23 protein-coding genes are annotated in these 25,950 nt (G+C 69.6%); 8 read left to right on the top strand and 15 right to left on the bottom strand.

The features are described from left to right. The first annotated feature begins 25 nt into the window (after positions 1-25). A complete protein-coding gene (locus DIE12_RS03610; RefSeq protein WP_124519811.1) occupies positions 26-643 on the top strand; it encodes a VTT domain-containing protein in 618 nt (205 codons plus the stop codon). Between the two features lie 50 nt (positions 644-693). On the opposite strand, the gene DIE12_RS03615 is transcribed toward DIE12_RS03610, so the two are convergent. After that, a complete protein-coding gene (locus DIE12_RS03615; RefSeq protein WP_124519810.1) occupies positions 694-1,647 on the bottom strand; it encodes a cation diffusion facilitator family transporter in 954 nt (317 codons plus the stop codon). 271 nt (positions 1,648-1,918) lie between these two features. On the opposite strand from DIE12_RS03615, the gene DIE12_RS03620 reads away from it, so the two are divergent. Further along, positions 1,919-2,305, top strand: a complete 387-nt coding sequence (locus tag DIE12_RS03620) for a hypothetical protein (RefSeq protein ID WP_124519809.1) — start codon at positions 1,919-1,921, stop codon at positions 2,303-2,305. Positions 2,306-2,422: 117 nt separating this feature from the next. Here DIE12_RS03620 and DIE12_RS03625 read toward each other — a convergent pair whose 3' ends face one another. The 8 genes from DIE12_RS03625 to DIE12_RS03655 all read right to left on the bottom strand — a co-directional run bounded on the left by DIE12_RS03625 (position 2,423) and on the right by DIE12_RS03655 (position 9,389). Next, positions 2,423-3,811: an ATP-binding protein gene (locus DIE12_RS03625; protein ID WP_124519808.1), complete on the bottom strand. Its 1,389-nt coding sequence runs from the start codon at positions 3,809-3,811 to the stop codon at positions 2,423-2,425. Continuing rightward, the gene (locus DIE12_RS03630; RefSeq protein ID WP_124519807.1) at positions 3,808-4,473 is read right to left on the bottom strand and encodes a response regulator; all 666 of its coding nucleotides are present in this window, start codon (positions 4,471-4,473) and stop codon (positions 3,808-3,810) included. Before DIE12_RS03630 ends, DIE12_RS03625 begins: the two co-directional genes overlap by 4 nt. Before the next feature lie 24 nt (positions 4,474-4,497). After that, entirely contained in the window at positions 4,498-5,235 is a 738-nt protein-coding gene (locus DIE12_RS03635) for a cytochrome b/b6 domain-containing protein (protein ID WP_124519806.1), read from the bottom strand. Next, positions 5,201-5,722 carry a diheme cytochrome c gene (locus DIE12_RS03640; protein ID WP_124519805.1) on the bottom strand — a complete coding sequence of 174 codons (522 nt, stop codon included), beginning with the start codon at positions 5,720-5,722 and terminating at the stop codon, positions 5,201-5,203. The genes DIE12_RS03635 and DIE12_RS03640 overlap by 35 nt, the downstream gene beginning before the upstream one ends. Positions 5,723-5,734: 12 nt before the next feature. Further along, a complete protein-coding gene (locus DIE12_RS03645; protein ID WP_260426165.1) occupies positions 5,735-6,097 on the bottom strand; it encodes a DUF1924 domain-containing protein in 363 nt (120 codons plus the stop codon). A gap of 327 nt (positions 6,098-6,424) precedes the next feature. Beyond that, positions 6,425-8,803, bottom strand: coding sequence for a serine hydrolase (locus tag DIE12_RS03650; protein WP_124519804.1), 2,379 nt, complete (start codon positions 8,801-8,803; stop codon positions 6,425-6,427). Continuing rightward, positions 8,800-8,946 (bottom strand): hypothetical protein, encoded by a 147-nt coding sequence (locus tag DIE12_RS37960; RefSeq protein WP_185640827.1) that lies wholly within the window; start codon positions 8,944-8,946, stop codon positions 8,800-8,802. The genes DIE12_RS03650 and DIE12_RS37960 overlap by 4 nt, the downstream gene beginning before the upstream one ends. Beyond that, on the bottom strand, positions 8,925-9,389 hold the full coding sequence (locus DIE12_RS03655; RefSeq protein ID WP_124519803.1) for a carboxypeptidase regulatory-like domain-containing protein: 465 nt from the start codon (positions 9,387-9,389) through the stop codon (positions 8,925-8,927). The genes DIE12_RS37960 and DIE12_RS03655 overlap by 22 nt, the downstream gene beginning before the upstream one ends. Before the next feature lie 468 nt (positions 9,390-9,857). Between DIE12_RS03655 and DIE12_RS03660 the strand changes: the two genes are divergently transcribed. Further along, positions 9,858-10,355 carry a lecithin retinol acyltransferase family protein gene (locus DIE12_RS03660; protein ID WP_124519938.1) on the top strand — a complete coding sequence of 166 codons (498 nt, stop codon included), beginning with the start codon at positions 9,858-9,860 and terminating at the stop codon, positions 10,353-10,355. Between the two features lie 278 nt (positions 10,356-10,633). Here DIE12_RS03660 and DIE12_RS03670 read toward each other — a convergent pair whose 3' ends face one another. From DIE12_RS03670 to DIE12_RS03680, 3 genes are all read right to left on the bottom strand, one after another. Beyond that, the gene (locus tag DIE12_RS03670; protein WP_124519801.1) at positions 10,634-11,890 is read right to left on the bottom strand and encodes a putative glycoside hydrolase; all 1,257 of its coding nucleotides are present in this window, start codon (positions 11,888-11,890) and stop codon (positions 10,634-10,636) included. Beyond that, positions 11,887-12,687: a polysaccharide deacetylase family protein gene (locus DIE12_RS03675; RefSeq protein ID WP_124519936.1), complete on the bottom strand. Its 801-nt coding sequence runs from the start codon at positions 12,685-12,687 to the stop codon at positions 11,887-11,889. Before DIE12_RS03675 ends, DIE12_RS03670 begins: the two co-directional genes overlap by 4 nt. Positions 12,688-12,805: 118 nt before the next feature. After that, positions 12,806-13,741, bottom strand: coding sequence for a 1-phosphofructokinase family hexose kinase (locus DIE12_RS03680; protein ID WP_124519800.1), 936 nt, complete (start codon positions 13,739-13,741; stop codon positions 12,806-12,808). A gap of 217 nt (positions 13,742-13,958) precedes the next feature. Between DIE12_RS03680 and DIE12_RS03685 the strand changes: the two genes are divergently transcribed. Beyond that, positions 13,959-15,755 carry an adenosylcobalamin-dependent ribonucleoside-diphosphate reductase gene (locus tag DIE12_RS03685; protein ID WP_124519799.1) on the top strand — a complete coding sequence of 599 codons (1,797 nt, stop codon included), beginning with the start codon at positions 13,959-13,961 and terminating at the stop codon, positions 15,753-15,755. 68 nt (positions 15,756-15,823) lie between these two features. Here DIE12_RS03685 and ftsH read toward each other — a convergent pair whose 3' ends face one another. The 3 genes from ftsH to DIE12_RS03700 are packed head-to-tail and all read right to left on the bottom strand — an operon-like array spanning position 15,824 to position 18,961. Beyond that, positions 15,824-17,731, bottom strand: a complete 1,908-nt coding sequence (ftsH, locus tag DIE12_RS03690) for an ATP-dependent zinc metalloprotease FtsH (protein ID WP_124519798.1) — start codon at positions 17,729-17,731, stop codon at positions 15,824-15,826. Between the two features lie 33 nt (positions 17,732-17,764). Beyond that, the gene (locus tag DIE12_RS03695) at positions 17,765-18,274 is read right to left on the bottom strand and encodes a BCAM0308 family protein (RefSeq protein WP_124519797.1); all 510 of its coding nucleotides are present in this window, start codon (positions 18,272-18,274) and stop codon (positions 17,765-17,767) included. Positions 18,275-18,313: 39 nt separating this feature from the next. Then, complete coding sequence (locus tag DIE12_RS03700) at positions 18,314-18,961, bottom strand: BON domain-containing protein (protein ID WP_124519796.1); 648 nt, start codon at positions 18,959-18,961, stop codon at positions 18,314-18,316. A 378-nt stretch (positions 18,962-19,339) separates the two neighbouring features. Here DIE12_RS03700 and DIE12_RS03705 point away from each other — a divergent pair, with 378 nt between their 5' ends. The 4 genes from DIE12_RS03705 to DIE12_RS03720 are packed head-to-tail and all read left to right on the top strand — an operon-like array spanning position 19,340 to position 25,840. Beyond that, complete coding sequence (locus tag DIE12_RS03705; RefSeq protein ID WP_124519795.1) at positions 19,340-20,833, top strand: efflux transporter outer membrane subunit; 1,494 nt, start codon at positions 19,340-19,342, stop codon at positions 20,831-20,833. Then, the gene (locus DIE12_RS03710; protein ID WP_124519794.1) at positions 20,830-21,903 is read left to right on the top strand and encodes an HlyD family secretion protein; all 1,074 of its coding nucleotides are present in this window, start codon (positions 20,830-20,832) and stop codon (positions 21,901-21,903) included. Before DIE12_RS03705 ends, DIE12_RS03710 begins: the two co-directional genes overlap by 4 nt. Next, on the top strand, positions 21,900-24,713 hold the full coding sequence (gene rbbA, locus DIE12_RS03715; protein ID WP_124519793.1) for a ribosome-associated ATPase/putative transporter RbbA: 2,814 nt from the start codon (positions 21,900-21,902) through the stop codon (positions 24,711-24,713). The genes DIE12_RS03710 and rbbA overlap by 4 nt, the downstream gene beginning before the upstream one ends. A gap of 2 nt (positions 24,714-24,715) precedes the next feature. Beyond that, positions 24,716-25,840: an ABC transporter permease gene (locus tag DIE12_RS03720; RefSeq protein ID WP_124519792.1), complete on the top strand. Its 1,125-nt coding sequence runs from the start codon at positions 24,716-24,718 to the stop codon at positions 25,838-25,840. Positions 25,841-25,950: the final 110 nt, after the last annotated feature.

Raw genomic sequence — 25,950 nt, forward strand, 5'->3', positions numbered from 1 at the left:
AACCGGATGGCCCGGAGTCGATATCGTGCTGACGCTGGCGGTACTCTTTCTGCTGATTCTGCTGCTGAATCTCATGCCGGCATTCGCCCCGCCCACCTGGATGGCGATGTCGTGGGTCGGCTTCAACCTGCCGGACGGCAATCCGTTCATCTTTGCCGTCGTGGCGGCCGGCGCGGCCACGACCGGCCGCGTGATCCTGGCGACCTTCGCACGATCGCTCGTCCGCTCCCGCTGGATACGCGAATCGGATCGCGAGAATATCGACGTCGCCACACGCTGGCTGCGAAAGCACCGAACGCTCACCGCCGGCGCGTTCTTCTTTTATGCATTGAGCCCGCTTCCGTCGAACTATCTGTTCATCGCGTACGGACTGTCCGGGTTGCCGCTCAGAATCATCGCGGCGGCCTTCTTCATCGGCCGCGCAGCCACCTATGCGATCTGGGCGCATCTCGGCCGCTTCGCGTCGAACCGGCTGGACCTGGAATCCGAACTCGAAGGCACTTATCTCGGCGGATACTTCATCGTCACGCAACTGGTGTTGCTCGGCCTCGTGTTCGTGTTGATGAAGCTCGACTGGCGCGCGCTCGTCAACGAACGTCGGTTGACGTTCCGGCGCGGCCATCATCCGCGCAGCTCCGATTGACGTCGGTATGCGCGAAGTGCGAAACGGCTGCGGCGGCCGGCCGTTGCGTCCTATCGGTCGCGAATTCCGGGCATCACTTCGGTAACGCTTTCCCGCATGCGCGGATCGACGTGCGTCATCACGTTCAGGACGCGGTGATGCCTCATCACGCGCGCACGCGCGTCCACGGCGATGTCGTGCCCTTGCGCAACGCTGAGCTCGGCGTCGATGTCGAGATGCACGTCGACGAGGATCAGATCGCCGGTCTTGCGCGTGCGCAGGTCGTGTACGTCGAGCACGCCCGGCGTCGCGAGCAGCGTCGCGCGGATCGCCCGAACGTCTTCGGCGTCGGCCGCGCGGTCCATCAAGTCGTGCAACGCGTTCCAGCCGAACGTGGCGCCCATTTTCACGATCATCCCGCCGACGATCAGCGCGGCGACGGGATCGAGCAGCGGATAGCCGAACAGGTTGCCGACGATGCCGCAGGCGACCACCAGCGACGATGCGGCATCCGAACGCGCATGCCATGCGTTGGCAACCAGCATGCTCGATTTCACCCGTGTTGCCACGGCAAGCATGTAACGGAACAGGCTTTCCTTCGCGACGAGCGCGATGACCGCCACCCAGAGCGCGGCGACGTGGACGCGCGCGATCGTTTCCGGATGCTCGAGTTTACCGATCGCGGACCACAGCATCCCGCCGCCGACCAGCAGCAGGATCGCCGCAAGCGCGAGCGAAGCGCCGGTTTCGAAGCGCTGATGTCCGTAAGGATGCTGTTCGTCGCCAGGCTTGCGGCTATGGTGTCCGGCCAGCAGCACGACGAAATCCGCGATCAGATCGGATAACGAATGAATGCCGTCCGCCACGAGCCCCTGCGATCGGGACAGGATGCCGATCGCCACCTGTCCGGTGCTCAGCGCGAGGTTGACCGCCACGCTCACCCAGGTGCTTCGGGTCGCGGCCGCGGCCATCGCGGGCGTCGCTTCCGCGATGGTTTCAGGAACAACGTCGAGGTTGGTTGGCATCACGATTCAGGTTACGTACCAGGATTGAAGGATCGATCGGATTCGGGAAGTCGCGGGCAACCGGGGCCGCCCACGTGGCACGCCTGCGCCCGACGCGTTGGTACTGCGACGTGGAATGATGCGTTGCACGTCTGACAGACGTCTGACAGCTGCGTGTCTGCGGCATGGATTCGATGGTATTGGCGGTCACTCCGGGGTACTTGATCTGAGGCAAAGGATCGCCCCCCGTTTTGCGTACCGTTGAATCCATGCAAGCGACCTGGAGACCGTCATGTCCAGAGCAAACAGGTTCACCGTTTCGTGCCTGCTCGGCGTCGCGATCGCGATCGCGTCCGGTCTGGCCGATGCCCAGCCACGTCAACCGGCTAGCGATCCCGCCGTCGAGTGGCGCGGCATGATGTACGGCAGCCAGCTGATGACGCCTGCCGAGCGGAACGCATACCGCACCCGCATGCTCGCCGCGAAATCGGATGCCGAGCGCGAGAAAATTCGCGCCCAGCACCACGCCGAGATGCAAAAACGTGCGAAGGCGCGCGGCATCACGCTGCCTGACGCTCCCCCCATGAGGGGCATGCACGGCGGGCAAGGCATGGGCATGGGTATGGGCTACATGCACGGCCAGCCTGGCGGCCCTGCAAGCGGCGCTACCGGCCAGTGATCGCGCGGTTCGGCGTGTTCGGTGACGAACACGCCATTCCGGCCGCGACCGACCGCTCCCGTGACCTCCGGCCGTGCATCGAACGCGTGCAGTCTGATCCGCGACGTGCATGATCGACTAGCGCCCGGCCGCAGCGGCAGCATCGGCAGGCGGCCACGAAACGGCCACGCGCAGTCCGCCGAACGCGGGCGATCGATCCACCTGGATGTCGGCCTCGTGCGCCGCTGCGATTCGCCGCAGGATCGACCAGCCGAGGCCGCTCCCGCCCGGCCGGGTTCCCGCCGGCCGAAAGAACCGTTCGCCCAGCCTGCGCAAATCGGCGTCGCCGATGCCCGGGCCGCTGTCCTCGACCCGCAGCACGGTGCGCCGGTCTCGCTGGCCGACGGAAACGGTGATGCGCGCCAGCGGCGGGCTGTAGCGGATCGCGTTGTCGACCAGATTGCGCACCATCGCCGCGAGCAAGGCTTCGTTGCCGGCGACGATACATGGCGATGGCGCATCGAACTCCAGCTTCTGCTGCTTCCCGATCGACTGTGGCGCGGCCTCCGCGACCACCGCTTTCGCCAGGACCGAAACATCGACCGGTGCGCGCTCCGCCAGTGCGCCCGCATCGAGACGGGAAAGCAGCAGGAGCTGGTCGACCAGACGTGCCGCGCGGTCGCACCCTTCGAGCACGCCCCGCAATGCATGGCGGCGCCGCTCGTCATGGCGCTCCGCCAATGCAACCTGCGCCTGCGCCTTGACGGCCGCGATCGGCGTGCGCAACTCGTGCGCGGCATCGGCGGTGAAGCGGCGCTCCGCGTCCATCACCGCACGAATCCGCTCGAACAGGCCGTTCAGCGCATCCAGCATCGGCCGCATCTCGAGCGGCGTCCGGTCCAGCCGGATCGTGTCGAGCGCCTGCGGATTGCGCTTCGCCAGCGTTCGCCCGAACTCGCGCAGCGGTGCCGTGCCGCGACGAACCGCCCAGCCGATGGCCAGCACCAGCAACGGCAAGGCAGCCGCCATCGGCCAGAATGCGCTGCGCATGACGGCGCCCAGGATCGCCTTGCGTGATTCGATTCGTTCGCCCACGAACACCTGAACGTCGCCGCGCACGCCGTGCACGACGAATACCCGCCATGCATTCCCGTCGATCGCGACAGTCCAGAATCCGGAGGCCCGATCGCGCGCGGTCAGCTCGGGCGCCACCATCGGCCGCGACGGCGCGTTTTCGGAATGCAGGCCGAGCCGGCCTTCATGAAACACCTGAAAGGCGACACGGGGGCCGTATGGATGAAGGATCGGCGCGTCGATCGCATGGTCGTCGTCGTCCGGCCCGCGCGCCTGTTGCGCGACGAGCAGTGCCGCCGCCTGCGCGAGGTGGCCGTCGAGCAGCCGGTCGATCTCGCGCCGCGCATCGAGCCAGGTCAGCAGCAGCGTCGACAGCCAGACAGCCAGGACCACGGCCGGCACGAGCGTCAGCAGCCGGCCGTGCAGCGAGCGCGCGGGCAGCAAGGCTTTCATGCAGCGTCCCGCATGAGCACGTAACCCACGCCGCGAACCGTCCGGATCAGCTGGCTGCCGAGCTTCGCACGCAGGCGATGGATGTGCACCTCGACGGCGTTGCTTTCCACCTCCTGCCCCCAGCTGTACAGATACTGCTCGATCTGCTCGCGCGACAGGACCCGGCCGGCATTCAGCATCAGGATGTGCAGCAGGTCGAACTCGCGCGTGGACAGCGCAACGGCCACGCCGGCGCGGCGGGCGGTTCGCGACGCGGGCTCCAGCTCGACGTCCCGCGCATGGAGCCGCTCCGTCGGCCGGCCGTGGGCGCGCCGGACCAGCGCTCTCAGGCGCGCGCCGAGTTCGTACAGGTCGACGGGCTTGACCACGTAGTCGTCGGCGCCCCCGTCGAGCGCCCTGATGCGGTCGGGCACGGCATCGCGCGCGGTCAGGATCAGGATCGGCAACGCTATGCCGTCGCGACGAATGCGCTGCAGGACGTCCATGCCGTCCACGAGCGGCAACCCGAGATCGAGGACCGCCGCGGCATGCGCATGCGCGCGCAGTTCGCGCTGGGCCGCGTCGCCGTCGCGTACCCAGTCGACCCGGAACCCTTGCTGGCGCAATCCGGCACGGATCCCGTCACCGAGCAGGACATCGTCTTCCACTAGCAGGATGCGCACGATCGAGCACTCCGCCTGCGGCCGTCAATCGTCGTCCCGGCCCGCCCCGTGCGCGGGGCGGCCGGTGTCCGTCGCGACGGGCCGGCCGGCTTGCACGGGCTGCGGCGCCGCGTGCCATTGCGTCCACCACCAGCCGAGCACCGCCGCCGTCATGACGACGGCAATCCCCCACCCGGCACGCCGGATGCCGTCGATCGGCGCGCCGCGCTTGTAGCCCGTCACCATCGCCCGGGCCAGATTCTCCCGATGCACGACGCTGCTGACGAGTACGGCAGCGACGTGCACCGTAACGAGCGCGAGCATCGCGTTCGCCGCGCCTTCATGAAGATCGCCGAACGATGCGCCGCTGCCGGTGTAGGCCGCCCAGCCGGCGACGCCGGTGACGACCGTCATCGCCAGCATGGCGACGATCGCGACCGCGCCGGCCGGATTGTGGCCGACATGGTGTTCCGGCCGGCCTTTCGCCACGCTCAGCGCGTAGCGGAAAACGGCCGCCGGCGAACGGACGAACGACGAGAACCGCGCATGACGCGTGCCGGCCACGCCCCACACGACGCGAAACGCGACGAGCGCCAGCATCGTGTACCCGAACGCGACGTGCATCAGCCGCCACCGCTCGCTCTCTGCGGTCAGCCACGCACCGGCAAAGGAGACGGCCGTCAGCCAGTGGAATACGCGCAGCGGAGCGTCCCAGACCAGTATCCGCGCGGGACGCGAGCGCTCCGGTTCATCGTGTGCCGGGGATGCGGACGAATCGTTCATCGAAATTTCCTTTGTCTGCCTGCGTATGACATGCGGCGCAATTCGACGGCCGCTTCACGGCGGGGCTGCGCCACACGGACGCGGGAACCTCGTCGTGGGTGGCGGCGAACCATGCCGACCGGGTAATCCGGTCTTCCGGCGGACGGCGTGCCGCGGCACCCGTCGCCGCGTGCGCCGTCAGCCAGGTTTCCAGTTGCCCGATGGTCGCCGGGTCCAGCGTCGCATCGGTGCCGAAGTGGCGATCGAGACCGTTCACGATGCGGCGCCACGACTCGGCGGGCAGCGCCCCGGGCGGATAGGCGACATGGCAGGTCGCGCACTCCTGCTGGTACCTGGGCAGCAACGGAGTCGCGACGCTCCGCATCTCGTCTTCCGCCAGTGCCGCGCGCGGCAGCAGCGACGTCATCAGCATCGCGAGCAGGCTTGCCCGCACATGTCGCAGCGGGGCGATCCTGCCCGGAACAGTGGTCGAGTCGACGTGGTTCATGATCGTTCGCCGTCAGGGTTTCAGGCTCATGAGCCAGCTCAGGACATCTGCCTTCTCGGCTGCCGAGCATTCGCGCCCGACGACGTCCTTGCAGTTTCTGCGGAACCATTTTTCGGTCCGCGCCTCGTCCGTGAACCGCGCGGGATTGAACGCGGGCGCGAGCGGCTCGATGGTCTTGCCGGTGACGACGTGCCGGCCCGGGCCGGTCGGCGTGCTTCCGTGACAAGTCGCGCAACTCCAGTCGCGCCCATGCCGGGACGTGAAGAACTGCTGTCCCCGCGATGGCGCGGCGCTCGTGCCGGCCTGCGCCGCATAGCCGTCCAGCAGCCGGGCAGGCGTTTCGGCATGGGCGCAAGCCACGACGGCGAACAGCATCGATACGGCAAGGCGCGGGTGACACAGCGTGCGAACGCAACGGGATATCCGCATCGTGATTCTCCTGGGCGATGCGTTCATGTTCGGGCCGGCTCCTTACCGCATTCTTAAGGTTCGGACGCGCGGCTGCCGGCGTGCCATTGCATCAGCGCGACGACACGTGAAGCGACCATGAATCGACCGTGGAGACATCGTGCACGCGTCCCGTCGCGCTCGCGATCAGGATCCCGCCGCCGGCTCGTTCACGCTTGACCCAAATCAAGCCTGTCGGGAAAGCAGGATGCATCGGACCGGTGAATCGGGCGCCCGTCGGCGCGCGGCACGGACTCAGTACAGTAAGAACGCCGCCCGTTCGCGCGCGAACGCGGCATTTTGCGCATCGACGACACGTTCGATCTCGTCGAGCGAGCGCCCCGCCTCCAGCATGTCCGCCACCTCGCGCGAGCCGATCGATGCACGGATCGCATCGATCCGGAACTGCGCCGGATAACGCCGGTGCAGCGCCAGCGCGAGTGCCAACCCGATCTCGCCCGGCCGCGTCGCGCCGGGCGGCCGTTCGATGCGCACCCCTTCGCACATCCTGCCGCGATACGGCCCCTCCGCCGGCACGAAGCGAACCGGCGAGAACGTCGCGTCCAGCCGCATCGCGCGAAGATCGTCGGCGAGGATGCGCCCGTCGATCCACGGCGCGCCGACCACGCCGAACGGTGTCGCGGTGCCGCGCCCGACACTGACCGCCGCCCCTTCGATCAGCCCCGTCTCCGGGTAGAGCGACAGCGCGGCACCATCGCGCAGGTTCGGCGATGGCGGCACCTGGCCGAGCCCGGTGTCGCCGAAGCGCATCGCGCGCGCGTAATGCGCCATCGGCACCACGGTCAGCGCCGCGCCGACGTGCAGGCGGTCGTTGAACAGCCGCGCGAGCTCGCCGAGCGTCATGCCGGGCTGGAGCGGCAACGGGTAATAACCGGTGAACGTGGCCGGCCCGGCATCGGCCACGGGGCCGCCGAACGCATCGCCGCCCAGCGGGTCCGGGCGGTCGAGCACGAGCACCGGGCGCTGGGCGGCGGCGCCGGCTTCGAGCGCGTAACCGAGCGTGGCCAGGTAGGTGAAGAAGCGTACGCCTGCATCCTGCAGGTCGAGCACCAGCACGTCGACGTCGGCGAGCAGCGCGGGCGCGATCCGGCGGCGGTCGCCGTAGAGGCTGTGAACCACCACACCGGTCGCGGCGTCGACCGTGTCGCCGAACGTCTCGTCGACGTCGGTGCCGAGCCCGTGCTCGGGTGCGAACAGCGCGACGAGCCGCGCGCCCGGCGCCTGTGCGAGCAGGTCGGCCGTGCGCCGGCCGAACCGGTCGAAGCCGCTACGGTTCGTGACGAGCGCGATGCGCTTGCCCGCGACGGCCGCGAAGCCGTTCGCCGCGAGCACGTCGATGCCGGCCAGTACCGGCCCGCGCGATACCGGCAACCGGGCGGCCTGCGCGACGGCCGCCGCCATCGCGGGCACGCGCGTCGCGATCCGCGCCGGCGTCACGGGAGCGGCTTCGCTCGATACGATGCCGAGCACGAGCGAGCGCAACGGCAGCGCCGTGCCGGTTTCGTCGGGATACAGCCGGCTCGTGAGCACGACCGCGAAGCGGCGCGTCACGGGATCGATCCACAGCGCCGTGCCCGTATAGCCGAGGTGTTGCAGCGCGCCGACCGGCGGCAACCGGTAGCGGTTCGCGACGAGCGGCGGCCCGACCGCCCAGCCGGGTGTGTGCAGGTCGCCTTCGGCGTCGAGCGTGGCCGGTGTCTCGAGCGTGGCGACGCTGCGGCGCGCCAGCACGCGCGCCGGGCCGAGCGCACCGCCGTTCAGCAGCATGCGCGCGAAGCGCGCCAGATCGTCCGCACTCGCGAACAGGCCCGCATTGCCGGCCACGCCGCCCAACGCGGCCGCGACGGGATCGTGCACGCTCCCGCGGAGCGGATGGCCATCGCGCACGGCGGTGGGCGCCACGCGCGCGAGCAGGGGTGCCGACGACCGGAACGCGGTGCTCGCCATCCCGAGCGGCGCGAACACGTGTGCGGCGCACCACGCGTCGAGCGGCCGGTGCGACACGCGCTCGACGATCTCGCCAAGTGTCACGTAGTTGACGTCGCTGTAGCGCACCCGTGTGCCGGCCGGCGCACCGGGCGTCATCGCGACGATGTCGGCCAGCACGGCGGCACGGCTGCGCAGCGCGCGGGACGACGACACGCCGGCCGGCAGCCCCGACACATGCGCGAGCAACTGGCGGATCGTGATGCCGGCCTTGCCGTGCGCACCGAACGCGGGCCAGTAGCGCGCGGCCGGCGCGTCGAGGCTCAGCATGCCGCGCTCCGCGAGCTGCATGACCGCAACCGCCGTCGCCACCGGCTTGGTCAGCGACGCGAGATCGAAGACGGTATCGGCCGTCATCGCCTCCGCGTGCTCGCCCGCCACGCGCAGGCCGCGCGCGACGCGTACCCGCACGCCGTCCGCATCGCCCGTCACGACCACCGCGCCAGCAAGATGGCCGTCGGCGATCTCGGCGGCGATCGCCTCGTCGATCGCGGCGGCCTGCTGCTGCGCGGCGGCCGTGCCGGATTCCGCGTGCGCACCGGCCGATGCAAGCGCGAACAGCAGCGCGCCGGTCAGCGCGGCAGCGCAGCGGGAGCGTCGCGATCGAGCCTGTTCCACTGCATTCATTCCTTCGTGCCGGCCGCATCGGCGGAGTCGAGCCGCGCGCGGAGGACCGCCGCGCCGATGGCGCGAGCGCCGCGCATCGCCGCCTCGCCGGTCCTGATCGAAAGCGCGACTGGCGTGCCGGTTATTGCGGCGATGCGGAACAATCCGCACACAGACGCATAGCGCCTTGCCGTTCGGGGTCGTGCCAGTAGAAGCGCACATCGACGGCGCCGCGCGCCGGTACGACGACGTGCCGGACTTCCTGGACGGCCCTGTCGTGCGCGGACACGGTATATCGCCCCGGCGGCACGCGGGCGAACAGGAACGGCCCGTTCGTGTGCGCGTCGAGAAGCGTCGCCTTGCCGGACGACAGCGTGACGTCGACATCGGAAAGATAATGGCCCCGCTTCGACGCGAACGTGATCCGCAGGTTGTAGCGAGGCGCGACATCGCGAAACGCGGTGACCTCGTCCTGGCCGATTCCGCCGGTGATATACGCGACACCGTTGCGCATGATCGGCTCGGTCGACGTTTCAGCCAGCGCGTTCGTACCGATGTTCAGCAGGCAGGCTGCCAGCAGCAGCATCTTCACGGTTCCGGTCCACATCTTCACTCTCCTGATCGAGCACGCATGGCTGCGATACCGCCCGTCCGGTCGCGGAACGTGTCGCGTGCGGTGACGTCGCTCGTTCGAGTCGACGACGCTGTCAGCGTCGCGCGGAACGCCGATTTCCCGTTGACTCAAGTCAAGTGCGCGCCTGTCGACGCCGAACGAGGCCGGACGGCCCCCGCGAGACAGTCATCGCGCCCCATCTGCCCGGGTGCCGCGGCACGCCCGAAAACACGGGGGAGCGGCATCCGGACGGCGCAATCGTCCGTGACGGCTGTCAGCCGATATTGCACGGCCCGTCGGAAATTTCCGACACGGCGGCCCGACGTCGGACAGCAAGCTCAGGCCACGCTGATTGTTCCGCGCGGCGCCGCTGTCAATACTGGAGACGTGACAGGAAGCAACGTGTTTCGCGGCCGGCGCGCGGCTCTTCCGCCCCGCCGCCGCAGGACCGAGGAGCTGGCGATGATTGATCCGACCGCAGTGCACGCCGACGACGCCATGCCGGATGGCGAACCGCCGGTCGGTGCGCACCTCGTGACCCGCCGCCCCGGTTATCTGCATCACGGGATCTACATCGGCGACGGCAACGTGATTCACTACGCGGGATGGTCACGCCATGCGAGCGGCGGTCCGGTCGAGGTCGTCACGCTGGACGGCTTCCGTGCCGGTTTCGGGCTCGCGGTCATCCGCCACGCGCGCACGCTGTACGACGGCACGGAAGCCGCGCGCCGCGCGGCATCGCGCCTGGGCGAATGCCGATACCGGCTGCTCACGAACAACTGCGAGCACTTCTGCCTGTGGTGCCTTTTCGGTGTGGCGAGGAGCGAGCAGGTCGCGTCGTGCCTGCGCAACCCGGCGCATGGCATCGCGGTCGCCGTCATGCTCGTCGCGTGCGTTCTGGCCGCGCGACTGCATCCGGCGATGACCGGGCGCGAATGCACGGCACGGTGTATGGCGTAGTATCGACGGCAGGGCCGTCGTTCGGTCATTCATCGACTCGACCGTCACCCGCGGCCACGAAAGACGGCATGCGCACGCCCCCACCGTTTCGCCTGCGCGATCGCGATGCGGATCGCGCTGCCCTCGGAACGCCCCTGCCGCAGCAGCGCGTTGGCAATCCCGATCGCCTTGCCGCGAACCGGCGGCGGCAGATTCCGCATCGAAGGCGGATAACGTTCGTCATTCCACGGCATGATCGATTCGCGTCCTGCGCGTTCGCGCCGGTCTGCACGCGCCGCTCAGCGCGGCAACGCGGCAGGATCGTAGCGATTGCGCGGATTCCACAGCATCCAGCCGTCCGTGCCCGCCGCATCGGCCGCGTCGACCTGCGCGCGGATCTCGTCGGCATCGAACGGCCGGCGATCGAACGCATAGTCGCGAAACGCCTGGAGCCACGGCCGAAACCGGACACCGTCCAGTCCGGTCCGGCGCTTCGCCTCGGCCAGCGACCGCGACACGATCTCGCCCGGATGCTCGGTCGGCTTGCGGCAACCGGGCAGGCCCCACGTGAAGCCGGACGGATACAGCATCGGCGACACATAGTCGACGACCGGTCCGAGCGCGTCGAGCCGCTGCCCGATCGCGGTGTCGTCGGCATTCCAGCAGACGTACCCGAAGATGTCGGCCGACATGTACAGGTTGTACGGCCGCAGCCGTTCGCGCGCGCCGGTCAGGAATCCGGTGATCGCCGCGACCCGGTTGGCCTCGGTATTGGGCTCGCCGAACCGGAGGCCGTTGGCGTCGGGAAAACGCAGGTAGTCGAACTGGATTTCGTCGAAACCCATGCGGGCAGCCTCTTCGGCGACATCGTAATTGTGTTGCCAGGCCGCGCGCGACGTCGGGTCGATCCAGCGCTGATGCTCGCGGTCCTGCCAGATCTCGCCGGCCGCGTCGCGCACGGCCCACTCGGGATGAGCGCGCGCCAGCGCGTCGTCCTTGAACACGACGATGCGGCCAATCACGTAAAGACCGCGCGCGTGGAACGTCCGCAGCAGGTCCTGCAGATCGGGCGGATGCACGACGGCACCGGCGGCATGGTTCGCGGCACCCGAGATTTCACGCGCCAGGCTGCGATACGGCGTCACGCCGCTGTCGCCCTTCACGTCGATGACGAGCGCGTTGATCGCCGTCTTGTCCTGGAGGGACAGCGCCGCCTCGCGCAGCGTGCGATCGGCGACGCCATAGGCGGACAGATAGACCGCCTTCGGACGCACGGGCGTCATCCGGATCGTCTGCGCGACCCCGGCCGGCGCGAGCGTGACTTCGGTTCGCGCGTAGCCCGGCGCACGCACGCTCAGGCGCGTGCCCGCCGCGTCGATCTCCAGTGAAAACGCGCCGTCGCGATCCGCGGTCCGGTTCACGCCCGACGCATGCCCGATCGCGCCGGCGAGCGGGTGCCCGTTCGTGGCGTCGACGACGTTGATCGTGACGGGCGCCGCCCGGGCAGCGAAGCCGGCGAGCGACACGAGCAGGCAGATGATCAGGCGTTTCATCACGGCTGACTCCCGGCGGTTCTCAGCAATCCGTTCATGCATCGTGTGTCGCAATCGTCCGTCATCAGATAGCGCGGCAGTGCCATGGCCGGGTCGGTGACACGAACGGGGCGCGCGTCGAGCGTGAATGCCGCTACGTAGCCTTCGCGTGCGGCCAACTGGTCGGTCTGTTCATCATGGACGCCGAACGGCCAGGCCAGCAGCCTGACCGGCTCACCGGTTTCGGCCTCGAGCCGTTCGCGGGACCGGCCCAGCTGGAACGACACGAAGCGCCGGTAGTCGTCCGGCGTGAGCCGGGCGCGCTCGGTGCGGAAATTCGGATGCCAGTACGTATGGGACTCGATGTCGAACCCGCCGACGCGCCCGAGCGTGCGCAGCTGGTCCCATGTCATCGCATAGTCGGCGTTGGAGATGGCGGACGGATAGATGAACAGCGTGACCGGCATCGGATGGGCGCCCAGCAACGGGCGCAGCACGTCGTAGACGGAGCGATGACCGTCATCGACGGTGATCGCGACCGCCCGCGCCGGCACGGCATCGGCCTGGCCGTCGTGCCAGCGCACGACGTCGGCGAGCGGCACGATGCGGTAGCCGTTCGCCTCGATCGCCTGCAGCTGGTGCCGGAAGGTTTCGGTACGCACCGTCATCGAATCCAGGCGCGCGGTGGCGAACCGGTGATAGACCAGGATCAGCACACGCGGCGGGGGCGAATCGACGGTCGCGACGTCGGCGGACGAAACCGGCGACGCGGCCGACAGCAGGAGCAGGCTGGCGATCAAGGCGGTCAGGCGAACGGCCATGGCGGACCTCGTGGAATGGCTGCCCCATTTTTCGCGATGGCGGCGCGCAATCCGCTGAGCCAGATCAACGATCGATCGCGCGTCGACGCGATCGTGCACGCGTCGGGCCGCCTGGACGTCAGCTTGCCTGCGCAACCAGTTCGGCATGAATCCGCTCGACGTCGTCGCGCGTGCAGAGCGCCGTGCCCGGATGCTCGACCGAGGCGGCCGATGCCGCCAGCGCATAGCGGCACGCATCGTCGAACGGCACGCCGCGCGCCAGCGCCCAGACCATGCCGCCGACGAAACTGTCGCCGGCGCCGACCGTGCTGCATACCGCCGCCGGCCTGCCGGGCAGGCGCAGCGCGCGATCGCGCGTGACGACCCAGGCGCCGCGCGCACCGAGCGTCAACGCGACGATGTCGGCCTGCCCGCGCGCCACGAGTTCGCTCGCCTTGCGGCAGGCCGCCGTGTCGTCGAGCGGTTCGCCGGCCAGCGCACTCAGTTCGCCGAGGCTGGGCTTCACGAGATGAACGCCGGCCTCGAGGGCCGCTTGCAGCGCCCGGCCCGCCGCATCGACGACCACCCGGCTTCCTCTTGCCCTGGCCGTGCGCGCGAGCGTCGCATACAGGTCGTCGGGCGCGCCGGGCGGCAGGCTGCCGCTCAGCACGAGATAGCGCGGCGCCGGCTGCATGGCGTCGATGCGGGCCGCGCAGTCGCGCCACTCGGCCTGCGTGACCAGCGGCCCCGGCATCAGGAAGCGGTACTCGCGCCCGGTCGCGGTCTCGCTCACGCAGACGTTCTCGCGCGTCTCGCCGGCGATCCGGACGCACACCGCCGGCAGGCGCTCGGCTTCGAGCAGCAGCGTCAACACGTCGCCGGTCGGCCCGCCGGCCAGGTACAGCGCGACGCAGTCGCCCCCGAGCCGGTGAATGGTTCGGGCGACGTTGATCCCGCCGCCGCCGGGGTCGCGCCGTGGCCGTGTACAGCGCAGCTTGTGGGTATCGACGATGTGCTCGACCGAGGTCGAGACATCGACGGCCGGATTCAACGTGACGGTAACGATATCGGTCATGGTGCGTCGCTCGCAGTCGATGGCAGGCGCGCCGGGTGCCCGCGTGGCGATTTCCGGCCCACCGCGGCGTGCCGGCCGTGGCTACACGTTACGTTCGACGCCGGCCGCGGCGTTGACCGCCATCAAGCGGTGCCGCGAAAGCGCCCGGTTGCGTTCGATCAACGACACGTTCGGGCAGGCGCCTACATTGAGTCATTCGTCGTCGCCGAGCCCCGCCATGGACGAGCAGCCGCTTTGCAGCACCGTGTTCGCCGAGCGCTATGCGCAGCCCGGCGACACGTCTCGCGCGGCCGTCTTCCATCGCGTCGCCCGTGCGCTGTCGCTCGCCGAGCCGGCCGAGCGCCGTGCGCAGGTGGAGCGCGTGTTCTACCTGAACCTGCAGCGCGGTGCGATCGGCGCGGGCCGCATTCTCGCGAACGCCGGCGCGGACCACGGCGGAACGATGGTCAACTGCTTCGTCCATCCGCTCGCGATTCCGGCCGACGCCCCCGTGCAGGCCCTCGACACGGCGCTCGCGCATGCGCTCGACGACGCCCGGGTCACGCTGCTGATGGGCGGCGGAATCGGCTACGACTTCTCGCCGGTGCCGCCCGCCGACGCGTACGAACGGCGCCTGTCGTCCGGACGCGGCGTATGCGCGGCGATCGACCGCTTCGATGCGATGTGCCGGGCGCTGCCGTTCACCGGCCCGCGCCGCGGCGCGCAGATGGGCGTGCTGCGCTGCGATCATCCGGACCTCGTCGCGTTCGTCGCGGCCAAGCGCGGACGCGCGCGCTGGCCGACGTTCAACCTGTCGGTCGGCGTCACGAACGCATTCATGGAGGCCGTCCGGCACGACCTGCCGTGGGCGCTCTTCCACCACGCGCCACCCGCCTGCACGTCCGGCGCATCGCCCCGGCTGCCCGACGGACGCTACCTTTACACAACGGTGCCGGCCCGTACGCTCTGGCACGCGATCGTCACTGCCGCGCGCGACAGCGCCGAACCGGGGCTGCTGTTTCTCGACACGATCCGCGCCGCAAATCCGCTGCGCGAGCACGAGCGGATCGACGCGACGAACCCGTGCGGCGAGCAACCGCTGCCGCCCTACGGCAGCTGCGTGCTCGGACCGATCGACCTGTCGCGGTTCGTTCTGCACCCGTTCGGTATCGACGGCGAGCCGCGCTTCGATTTCGCGACGTTCGCCGATGCGGTGCGCATCCAGGTCCGCATGCTCGACAACGTGCTCGATCTGACCGAGTGGCCGCTCGCCGCGCACGAGCACGAAGCGCGCCGCACGCGCCGCATCGGGGTCGGCGTCACCGGGCTGGGCGACGCGCTGACGATGCTGAGGCTGCGCTACGACAGCGCGGAAGCACGCGCGCTTGCACGCAGGATCGCGCTCGCGATGCGCGAGCATGCGTTCGCCGCGTCGGCCGCGCTTGCCGCCGAGCGCGGCGTGTTTCCGGCCTACGACCCGGCCGCCTATCTGAGCGGCCCCGCGTATCGAACGCTGTTGCCGCTGAAGGTGCATCACGCGATCGCGCGGCACGGGCTGCGCAACAGCCACCTGCTGTCGTTCGCGCCGGCCGGCAGCGTGAGCCTCGCGTTCTGCGACAACTGTTCGAACGGAATCGAGCCGGCCGTCGGCTGGACGCAGCGCCGCATGGTCCGCACCGCGGACGGGCAGGTCCGGCCGTTTCGTGTGGAGAATCACGCTTACCGGCTGTTTCGCGCACTGCATGGCGACACCGTCAGGCTGCCGGGCTATTTCGTCACGGCGGCGGATATCGCGCCTGCCGACCACGTCGCGATGCTCGCGGCGCTGCAGCCGTGCGTCGACGCCGGTATCTCCAAGACGGTGACGATGCCCGGCCAGTGTTCGCTCGCGGCGGTCGACGCGCTGTTCTTCCAGGCGTGGCGCGAAGGGCTCAAGGGCATCACGATTTTCCGGCCCGATCCGCGGCTCGCGTCGGTCGTGACCGATGACGCGTCGCACGCGCGGCGCGACGGCCCCGTCTGCATCGGCTGTTGAACGACACGATGAGCGGCGGCGAGCGTCCGGGCAAGCATCCGGGGCGATAGCGGGCGCCGATCGCTCCTTCAGGCGGAGACGCCCGTGGTCGTTTCCGTGTCGGCTTCCGGCGCCCGGGGCGGCTCGCCGTCATCGTCCGGCGGCGTGATGAGTGCCACCAGCATGTCGTGATCGATTGATTCGTGCTGCAGCAAACTGCGCGCGATCCGTTCGAGCGCATCGCGATGCGCGCCGAGCGTTGCCGTGACCCGCGCGTGCGCGTCCTCTAGCAGCGCGCGCACCTCTTCGTCGATCAGTTGCGCCGTGTGCTCGCTGCAGTGGCCGTCGCCCGGCGTCCACACGCCCGGCGCCCCGCCCTGGCGTGCGCCATCGTCGAGTGTCGCCAGGCCGATCTTCTCGCTCATCCCGTACTGCATCACCATATGGCGCGCCAGCGCGGTCGCGCGTTCGAGATCGTTCTGCGCGCCGGTCGACACGTCGCCGAACGCGATTTCCTCGGCCACGCGTCCGCCGAGCAACACGTCGAGCCGGTCGAGCAACTCGCTCCTGCGCAGCACGTAGCGATCCTCCGTCGGCACCTGCTGCGTGTAGCCGAGCGCCGCGATCCCGCGCGGGATGATCGACACCTTCTTCACCGGATCGCAGTGCGCGCGGCTTTGCGCGACGAGCGCATGCCCCGATTCGTGGTACGCGATGGTCCGCTTCTCCTGTTCGTTCATCACGCGGCTCTTGCGCTCCATGCCGGTCATCGCGCGGTCGATGGCTTCGTCGAAATCGGCCATCCCGATCGCGGGCTTGCCCAGTTCCGCCGCATGCAGCGCGGCTTCGTTGACGACGTTCGCGAGATCGGCGCCGACGAAGCCCGGCGTGCGCTGCGCCAGTTCGGCCAGGTCGACTTCCGGCGCGAGCTTCACGCGCTTCGTGTGCACGGCCAGGATCTGCTTGCGTCCGGTCAGGTCCGGCCGGTCGATCGCGATGTGCCGGTCGAAACGCCCGGGGCGCAGCAGCGCGGGATCGAGGATCTCCGGCCGGTTGGTCGCGGCCATGATGATGACGCCCGAATTGGCCTGAAAGCCGTCCATCTCGACGAGCAGCTGGTTCAGCGTCTGCTCGCGCTCGTCGTTGCCCGACATCAGGCCGACGCCGCGCGCCTTGCCGAGCGCATCGAGCTCGTCGATGAACACGATGCACGGCGCGCTCTGCTGGGCCTGCTCGAACAGATCGCGCACGCGCGCCGCGCCCACGCCGACGAACATCTCGACGAACGCCGAGCCGCTGATCGTGAAGAACGGCACCGCCGCCTCGCCGGCGACCGCGCGGGCGAGCAGCGTCTTGCCGGTGCCGGGCGCGCCGACGACGAGCACGCCCTTCGGAATCTTGCCGCCGAGCCGCTGGTAGCGTTCGGGGTTGCGCAGGAACGCGACGATCTGCTGCAGCTCGGCCTTCGCCTCGTCGATGCCCGCGATATCGTCGAACGTGATGCCGGTTTCCTTCTGCATGTAGACGCGGGCGCGGCTTTTGCCCATGCCGCTCAGATCCCGCATCCCGCCCGGCCTTCGCATCATGAAATTCCAGATCAGGACGAAGCCGATCAACGGGAAGATCCAGGTCGCCAGCGTGCCGATCCAGCCCGTATCCGTCGCGCCGCGGTAGCGAATCCCGGCAGTCGTCAGCGCGGCGACCAGCCCTTCGTCGCTCACCCGGTTCGTCGTGAAGCGCCACGGCGCGCCGGCCTCCTTCACGCCGGCCGCATCGGACGCGGGCAGCGCGGCGCCGGCTTGCGGCATGCGCAGCGTGCCCGAGATCGTCGCCGTGCCGATCTCGAGATCGTCGACGAGCCGTGCGTCCACCAGGCGGTGAAAATCGCTGTAGGAAATCGACGTCGACGCCGGCTGGCGCGCGAGCAGTTGAACCGCGACCAGCACGGCGAACGCGACCGGAATCAGCAGCCCGGAGTAGTCGAATGATTTTTTCACGGGGTCGAACCTCTCCGGCAGGCCAGCATCCGCTCACGCATCGTCGCGCTTCCAGTGCGCACGCAGCACATCCTCGCCGTCGCGATAGTCGAGCGCGAGATCGCCGTGATGCGCATGCAGCAATGCTTCGCCGAGGCGCCGGACCATGTGCACGCCCGTCGTGCGAACGATGAGCGAATCGGCGGATGTGTCGATGTCCATGATGCGTTCGAGCGCGTGCTCGCTCGTCTCCAGATCGGCCTGATGCCGCAGCAGTTCGAGAATCGTCGAACGGTGCGCGCTCAGGTAGGCACCCTGCAACACCAGTTCGCCCGCCGGCACGTTTTCCCGCATGCGCTTGCAGGCCGGGCATTCGAGCTGGCGCCGGTCGAGCGGGGTCGCGTACCAGGTCCAGCGGCCCGCGTCGCAGACGGCGCCGCAGCCTTCGCAGATGCGGTCGCCCGCGGGCCGCTTCGGTTCGCGATAACTGTCCTTCGTATGCGGCTGCATGCGCTTGTCGCGGCGCAGATAGTTTCGGCCGGGGCCGGTATGCGAACGGTTCATCGCAGCTTCTCCTGGTAGTAGACGGCACGTGCAAGCCGGTCAGGCGACGCTCAGTCGGTCGACGACCTGCCGGACACCCCTCACCGACCCGGCCGCACCACACGCGGCGCGCCTTTCGGCCAGCGACGCGACCGTGCCCGTCAGCGTGACGATGCCGTCGGTTGCGTCGATCGAGATTCCCGCGGTTTCGCGCTGCGCGCGGCGCGCAAGCGCCTCGGCGATCCGGGCGCCGACGTCGGGCACCGTATGGTCGGCACGCACCCGGATGCGGTTGGCCACGCCGACGACGCCGATCATCCGGCTCACCATCGCTTCCGCCGCGCGGCTCTGATACGCATGATCGACTTCGCCGTCGAGCGTCACGCAGCCGTGATCGACCTCGACGCTGATCTTGTGATCGCGCAACGCCTCCTGCCAGCCGAGCGCGAACGTGATCGCGATCGCCAGTTCCTGGTCCGCGCACGCGTTCTCCGGCGGGGTGACGTTCAGTTCGAGCACCAGCGCGCGCGCGTCGGCGACGTGCAGTGCCGTCTTCTGCGCCTCGAGCTTCTGGGCCCAACTGTCGACCGTGCCGCGCAACGTGACGATCCGGTCGTGAACCTCGACGTCGATCCGGCGCGCCTCGATCGCCGGATTCCAGAACAACGCCTGCTCGACATCCTGCTTGAGTACTGCATCGGACTTCATGTCGGTCTCCCGTCGGTCCGTGCCGGCCGCATGCCTGCGAGCGAATGCGTGCCGCACCGTGTTCAGCATCGCGCACGGCCGCGCCGGCGGCTTGACGAGGATCAATCAACTGCGGGCTCGCGACGGACGTTGCCGCACCGGGCGTGCCGCCCGTGACAGGCATTGCGCGGCCCGGCCCGGCTCGCCGTCGCGAAAGCGTCCGATGCATGCTCCGGCACGCGCGTCAAGCGAGCGGCCCCTCGAAACGCATCCCCGCCCGAGTGACACAGATCAAGGGGAAACCCGGTAATCGTCGGATATAAGTGAATCCGAAGCGGCGACGCCCCGCGGGCGGCGCCATCCCGAATTCCCGCATTTCCGTATTCGACGAGGCATTCCATGCGCGCTGCCGCGCTTCCCGTTCGCTGTCATCCTGCCGTCGTGCGGCGCATGCGTGCCATTGCGCTGGCGGCGGGCATGGGGCTGCTGTCGGGCTGCCTGTCGCTTGCGCCACCGGACGAGCGTCCCGCCGCACCGATTCCCGCGTCCTTTCCGGAGCCGTCCGCCGACGCGACACCCGCCGCGCCCGTGCCCGACTGGCAGGCTTACTTCGTCGACCCGCGCCTGCGCGCACTGATCGGCCAGGCGCTCGCCGACAACCGGGATCTGCGCGCGGCGGTTGCCCGCGTCGAGCAGGCGCGCGCGGTGTACGGCATCCGCGGCGCGGATCAATGGCCGACGATCGCTGCGGGCGCGGCCTACGCGCGGTTTCGCACGCCGGGCGGCTTTCTCACTCCGGTGCCCGTCATCGGGCAGGTCTATCAAGTCCAGCTGGCCGAGACGCAATGGGAGATCGATTTCTGGGGCCGCGTGCGCAACCTGAAGGAAGCAGCGCTTCAGCGCTACCTCGCGAGCGACGCAGCCAGGCAGGCGGTGACGCTGAGCGTCGTCACCGGTGTCGCGGACGCGTATCTGACCCTGTGCGAGATCGACGAACGCATCGCGCTGACCCGCGCGACGATCGACACCCGCCGCGAATCGCTGCGGATTTTCCGGCTTCGTCACGCGGCCGGCGCGATCTCGCGCCTCGATCTCACGCAATCGGAGATCCTGCTGCAGCAGGCGGAATCGCTCGGCGTGCAGTTGCAGCAGGCCCGCGCGACGGCGGCCGATGCGCTGGCGTTGCTCGTCGGTGCGCCGCCGGCGCTGGGCGCCACGCCGCTCGCGCTCGACGACGGCGCGGTGCTGCCGTCGCTCGCCCCCGGCCTGCCTTCATCACTGCTGACCCGGCGCCCGGACGTGATCGCGGCGGAGCGCGAACTGCAGGCGAGCCGCGCGAACATCGGCGCGGCGCGCGCGGCATTCTTTCCGCGCATCGCGTTGACGAGTGCGATCGGTTCGGGAAGCAGCGCGCTGCACGACCTGCTGTCGTCGGGGTCCGGCGTGTGGTCGGTGATTCCCAACGTCACGCTGCCGCTCGTCGACGGCGGCCGCAACCGGTCGAATCTCGCACTGGCGCGCGCGCAACGCGAAGAAGCGCTCGCCCGCTACGAACAGACGCTGCAGCGCGCGTTCCGCGACGTGTCCGATGCGCTCGCCGCGCGCCATTGGCTCGCCGACCAGGTCGCCATCGAGCGCGCCACGCTGGCGTCGCAGGCCGAGCGGGCGCGCCTCGCGAAGCTGCGCTACGACAGCGGGGCAACCCGCTTCCTCGAGGTGCTCGATGCGCAGCGGGACCTGATGAACGCCGAGCAGCAGCTGGTCACGACCCGTCGTGCGCTGCTGTCGAGCCGCGTCGCGCTGTACGGCGCGCTCGGCGGCGGCGTGATCGACACCGGCAAGACTGCCGCGGCAACGGCGCCCCTTTCGACCGACTCGGACAACACACCATGAAAACCATCCCGCGCCCTCTTCTGATCGGTATCGGTGCGGCCGTGCTTGCGATCGGCCTCGCGTACTACGGATGGACGCGCTGGCACGACGGCCAGGCGGATGCGGGGCTCGTCAGCGGCAACGGCCGCATCGAGGCGACCGAAATCGACGTCGCGACCAAGCTGCCGGGGCGCGTCACCGCGATGCTCGTCGACGAAGGCGACTTCGTGACGGCCGGCCAGCCGCTCGCACGCATGGACGTCGTCGTCCTGCAGGCGCAGCTCGACGAGGCACGGGCGCGCGAGCAGCAGGCGGTGAACACCGCGGCGAGCATCGACGCGCAGGTCGCGCAGCGCCGCAGCGACAAGGCCGCGGCCGCGGCCGTCGTCGTGCAGCGGGAAAGCGAGCTGGACGCGGCCACGCGGCGGCTCGCGCGGTCCGAAACGCTGTCGCGCGACGGCGCGTCGTCGATGCAGGAACTGGACGACGATCGCGCGCGCGCCGGCAGCCTGCGCGCGACCGTGAATGCCGCGCGGGCCCAGGTGCAAGCCGCTCAGGCCGCGATCGACGCCACGCAGGCCCAGCTCGTCGCGGCGCGCTCGGCCGTGACGGCCGCGCAGGCGACCGTGGCGCGCGTGCGGGCCGACCTCTCGGACAGCGAACTGACCTCGCCGCGCGACGGGCGCGTCCAGTACCGGATTGCCGAGTCGGGCGAAGTCCTGCCGGCAGGCGGCAAGGTGCTCAACGTCGTCGACCTGTCCGACGTGTACATGACGTTCTTCCTGCCCGAAGCGGTCGTCGGCCGGGTCCCGCTCGGCGCCGACGTGCGGATCGTGCTCGATGCGGCACCGGAATACGTGATTCCGGCACGCGTGTCCTATGTGTCGAGCACCGCGCAGTTCACGCCGAAGACGGTCGAAACGGCCACCGAGCGGCAGAAGCTGATGTTCCGGGTGAAGGCACGCATCGATCGCGACCTGTTGCAGCGCCACCTGAAGCTCGTCAAGACCGGCTTGCCGGGCGTGGCGTGGCTGAAGACCGACCCGCACGCGGGCTGGCCGGATCGCCTCGCGATCAGGGTGCCGCAATGAAAGCGGCGCCGCCCGTCGAGACGGATGCCGGGGCGACCGGCGCTGCGCCGGTGTCGGCCGATCCGGGCTGGGTCGCACGGCTGTCCGGCGTCTCGCTGCGCTACGGCGACAAGGCCGCGCTCGACGACGTGACGCTCGATATCCCGGCCGGCCGCATGATCGGGCTGATCGGGCCGGACGGCGTCGGCAAGTCGAGCCTGCTCGCGCTCGTTTCCGGCGCGCGCGCGATCCAGCAGGGCCGCGTATGGACGCTCGACGGCGACCTGTCGTCGCGCCGCCATCGCGCGCGCGTGTGCCGGCGCATCGCCTACATGCCGCAAGGCCTCGGCCGGAACCTGTACGCGACGCTGTCGGTCGAGGAGAACCTGCAGTTCTTCGCGAGACTGTTCGGCCACGATGCGGCGGAGCGGCGCCGACGGATCGACGCGCTGACGCGCAGCACCGGGCTGCAGCCGTTCCTGGACCGCCCGGCCGGCAAGCTGTCCGGCGGCATGAAGCAGAAGCTCGGCCTGTGCTGCGCGTTGATCCACGATCCCGACCTGCTGATCCTGGACGAGCCGACGACCGGCGTCGATCCGCTGTCGCGCGCGCAGTTCTGGGAGCTGATCGGCCGCATTCGCGCCGCCCGCCCGGCGATGAGCGTGCTGGTCGCCACCGCTTACATGGACGAGGCCCGCCGTCTCGACCGGCTGATCGCGATGGACGCCGGCCGCGTGCTGGCAACCGGCAGCCCCGGCGAGCTGCTCGAGCGCACCGGTTGCGACACGCTGGAAGCCGCGTTCATCGCACTGCTCCCGGAGGCGCGCCGGCACGGACACCAGCCGGTCGTGATCGCGCCGTTCCAGGCCGATCGGGCGGCCGGCTACGCGATCGAGGCGGACGGGCTGACGATGCGGTTCGGCGATTTCGTCGCGGTCGACCACGTGAGCCTGCAGATCCGCCGCGGCGAAATCTTCGGCTTTCTCGGCTCCAACGGCTGCGGCAAGTCGACGACCATGAAGATGCTCACCGGCCTGCTGCCCGCGTCGGACGGCACGGCAACGCTGTTCGGCCGGCCGGTCGCCGCGAACGACATCGACACGCGCCGGCGCGTCGGCTACATGTCGCAAGGGTTTTCGCTCTACGGCGAACTGACCGTCCGGCAGAACCTCGTGCTGCACGCGCGCCTGTTCGGCGTGCCGGAGGCGGACGTGCCCGCGCGCGTGACCGAAATGGTCGCGCGCTTCGGGCTGGCCGACGCCCTCGACGCGCTGCCCGAGCGCCTGCCGCTCGGCATGCGGCAGCGGCTCTCGCTCGCGGTGGCGATGGTGCACAAGCCCGAGCTGCTGATCCTGGACGAACCGACGTCGGGCGTGGATCCGGTCGCGCGGGACGACTTCTGGCGGCTGATGATCGAGCTCGCGCGCAACGATCGCGTCACCATCTTCATTTCGACGCACTTCATGAACGAGGCCGCGCGCTGCGACCGCATCTCGCTGATGCATGCGGGCCGCGTGCTCGCGAGCGCCGCGCCCGAGGAACTGGTGCGCCTGCGCGGCGCCGCCACGCTCGAGGACGCGTTCATCGGCTACCTGAGCGACGCGCAGAAAGCGGATGGCGCGGACGGTGCGCCGGCCGATGCGCCGGCCGACGCCGCCTGGCTCGCCGCGCCGCCCGCGGCGGCCGGCGCCGGTCGTGCGGCGGCATGGTTCAGCCCGGCGCGCACCGGCAGCTATCTGTGGCGCGAAGTGCTGGAGCTGCGACGCGACCCGTTGCGCGCGACGCTGGCGCTGTTCGGCTCGCTCGTGCTGATGTGCGTGATCAGCATCGGGATCAGTCTCGACGTCGACAACCTGACGTTCGCGGTGCTCGACCGCGATCAGTCGATCCTGAGCCAGGACTATGCGCAGAACCTCGCCGGTTCCCGCTACTTCGTGCCGCGCGCGCCGCTCGCCGACGACCGCGACATCGAGCGCCGCATGCGCAACGGCCGGCTGTCGCTCGCGCTCGAGATCCCGCCCGGTTTCGCGCGCGACGTCGCGCGCGGCCGCCGCGTGGAGATCGGCGCATGGGTCGACGGCGCGATGCCGATGCGCGCGGAGACGATCCGCGGCTACGTGGCCGGCATGCACGAAAACTGGCTGCGCGACCAGGCGAAGCGCCGGCTCGGCGTGTCGCTCGCGCCGGCCGTCGACATCGCGATCCGCTATCGCTACAACCCGGACGTCAAGAGCCTGCCGGCCATGATTCCCGCGATCATGCCGATGCTGCTGCTGATGCTGCCCGCGATGCTGACGGCGCTCGCCGTCGTGCGGGAACGCGAGCTCGGGTCGATCGTCAATCTGTACGTGACGCCCGTCACGCGGGCCGAATTCCTGCTCGGCAAGCAGGCGCCGTACGTGATGCTGGCCATGCTGAACTTCCTGCTGATGGTCGTGCTGGCCGACCTCGTGTTCGGCGTGCGGATCAAGGGCAGTTTCGCGACGCTGGCGGCCGCGGTGCTGATCTTCAACGTCGTGGCCACCGGCATCGGGCTGTTCGCCTCGACGTTTACCCGCAGCCAGATCGCCGCGATCTTCATGACGATCGTCGGCACGCTGATTCCCGTCGTGCAGTTCTCGGGCCTGCTCACGCCGCTGTCGTCGCTCGAGGGCAGCGGCAAGTGGGTCGGCACCGTCTATCCGGCCACCTACATGCTCGCGATCAGCCGCGGCGTCTACAACAAGGCGCTCGGGCTGGCCGACCTGTCGTCCCAGTTCTGGCCGATGCTCGCGGCCGTGCCGGTCATCCTGGTCATGACCGGCGTGCTGCTGCGCAAGCAGGAGCGCTGACCATGTCGCGCCTGCTCGTCATTTTCCGGCTCGGGGTCAAGGAACTGTGGAGCCTCGCCCGCGACCCGATCCTGCTCGCGCTGATCGTCTATACGTTCAGCGCGTCGATCTACGTCGCGGCCACCGCGCGCCCGGAAACGCTGCACAAGGTGCCGATCGCGATCGTCGACGAGGATGCGTCGCCGCTGTCGGCGCGCATCGCGGCGGCGTTCTTCCCGCCGCAGTTCGCGCCGCCCCCGCTCGTCGACGCCGGCGCGGCCGATCGCGGGCTGGACAACGGCGACTACACGTTCTCGCTCGACATTCCGCCCGACTTCCAGCGCGACGTGCTCGCCGGCCGTCACGCGACGGTCCAGCTCAACGTCGATGCGACCCGCATGACGCAGGCGTTCACCGGCGGCGGTTACGTCCAGCAGATCGTGTCGGGCGAGATCGATGCGTTCGTGCGGCGCCATCGCGGCACGCCCTTGCCGCCCGTCGATCTCGCGATGCGGATGCGCTTCAACCCGAATCTCGACGAAGTCTGGTTCGGCGCGCTGATGGAACTGATCAACAACGTGACGATGCTATCGATGATCCTCACCGGCGCCGCGCTGATTCGCGAGCGCGAGCACGGCACGATCGAGCATCTGCTCGTCATGCCGGTGACCGCGGCGGAAATCATGCTCGCGAAGGTCTGGTCGATGGGGCTCGTCGTCGCGGCGGCGGCCGTCGCGTCGCTGACGTTCGTCGTGGGCGGCGCGCTGCACGTGCCGATTCCGGGATCGGTGCCGCTGTTCGTGGCCGGCATGGCGCTGCACCTGTTCGCGACGACGTCGATGGGGATCTTTCTCGCGACGCTCGTGCGCAGCATGCCGCAGTTCGGCATGCTGCTCGTCCTCGTGCTGCTGCCGCTGCAACTGCTGTCGGGCGGCCTGACGCCGCGCGAAAGCATGCCGCCCGTCGTGCAGGACATCATGCTGGCCGCGCCGACCACGCATTTCGTCGAACTCGCGCAGCGGATCCTGTATCGCGGTGCCAGGTTCGATGCGGTGTGGGCCCAGTTCGCGGCGCTGTTCGCGATCGGCTGCGTGCTGTTCCTGCTGTCGCTGACGCGGTTCCGCAAGACGATTGGTCAGATGACTTGAGCGGGGCGTCGATTCCGTGATGCCGGGATTCGTCCGTTGATACAGATCAATCGTGCCGGCGCGCGGCACGCGATCATGGCGCCATGTCTTGCGCAACCAGTGGCAGCTAT

It is taken from the genome of Burkholderia sp. Bp9015, assembly GCF_003853505.1.
Lineage (GTDB): Bacteria > Pseudomonadota > Gammaproteobacteria > Burkholderiales > Burkholderiaceae > Burkholderia.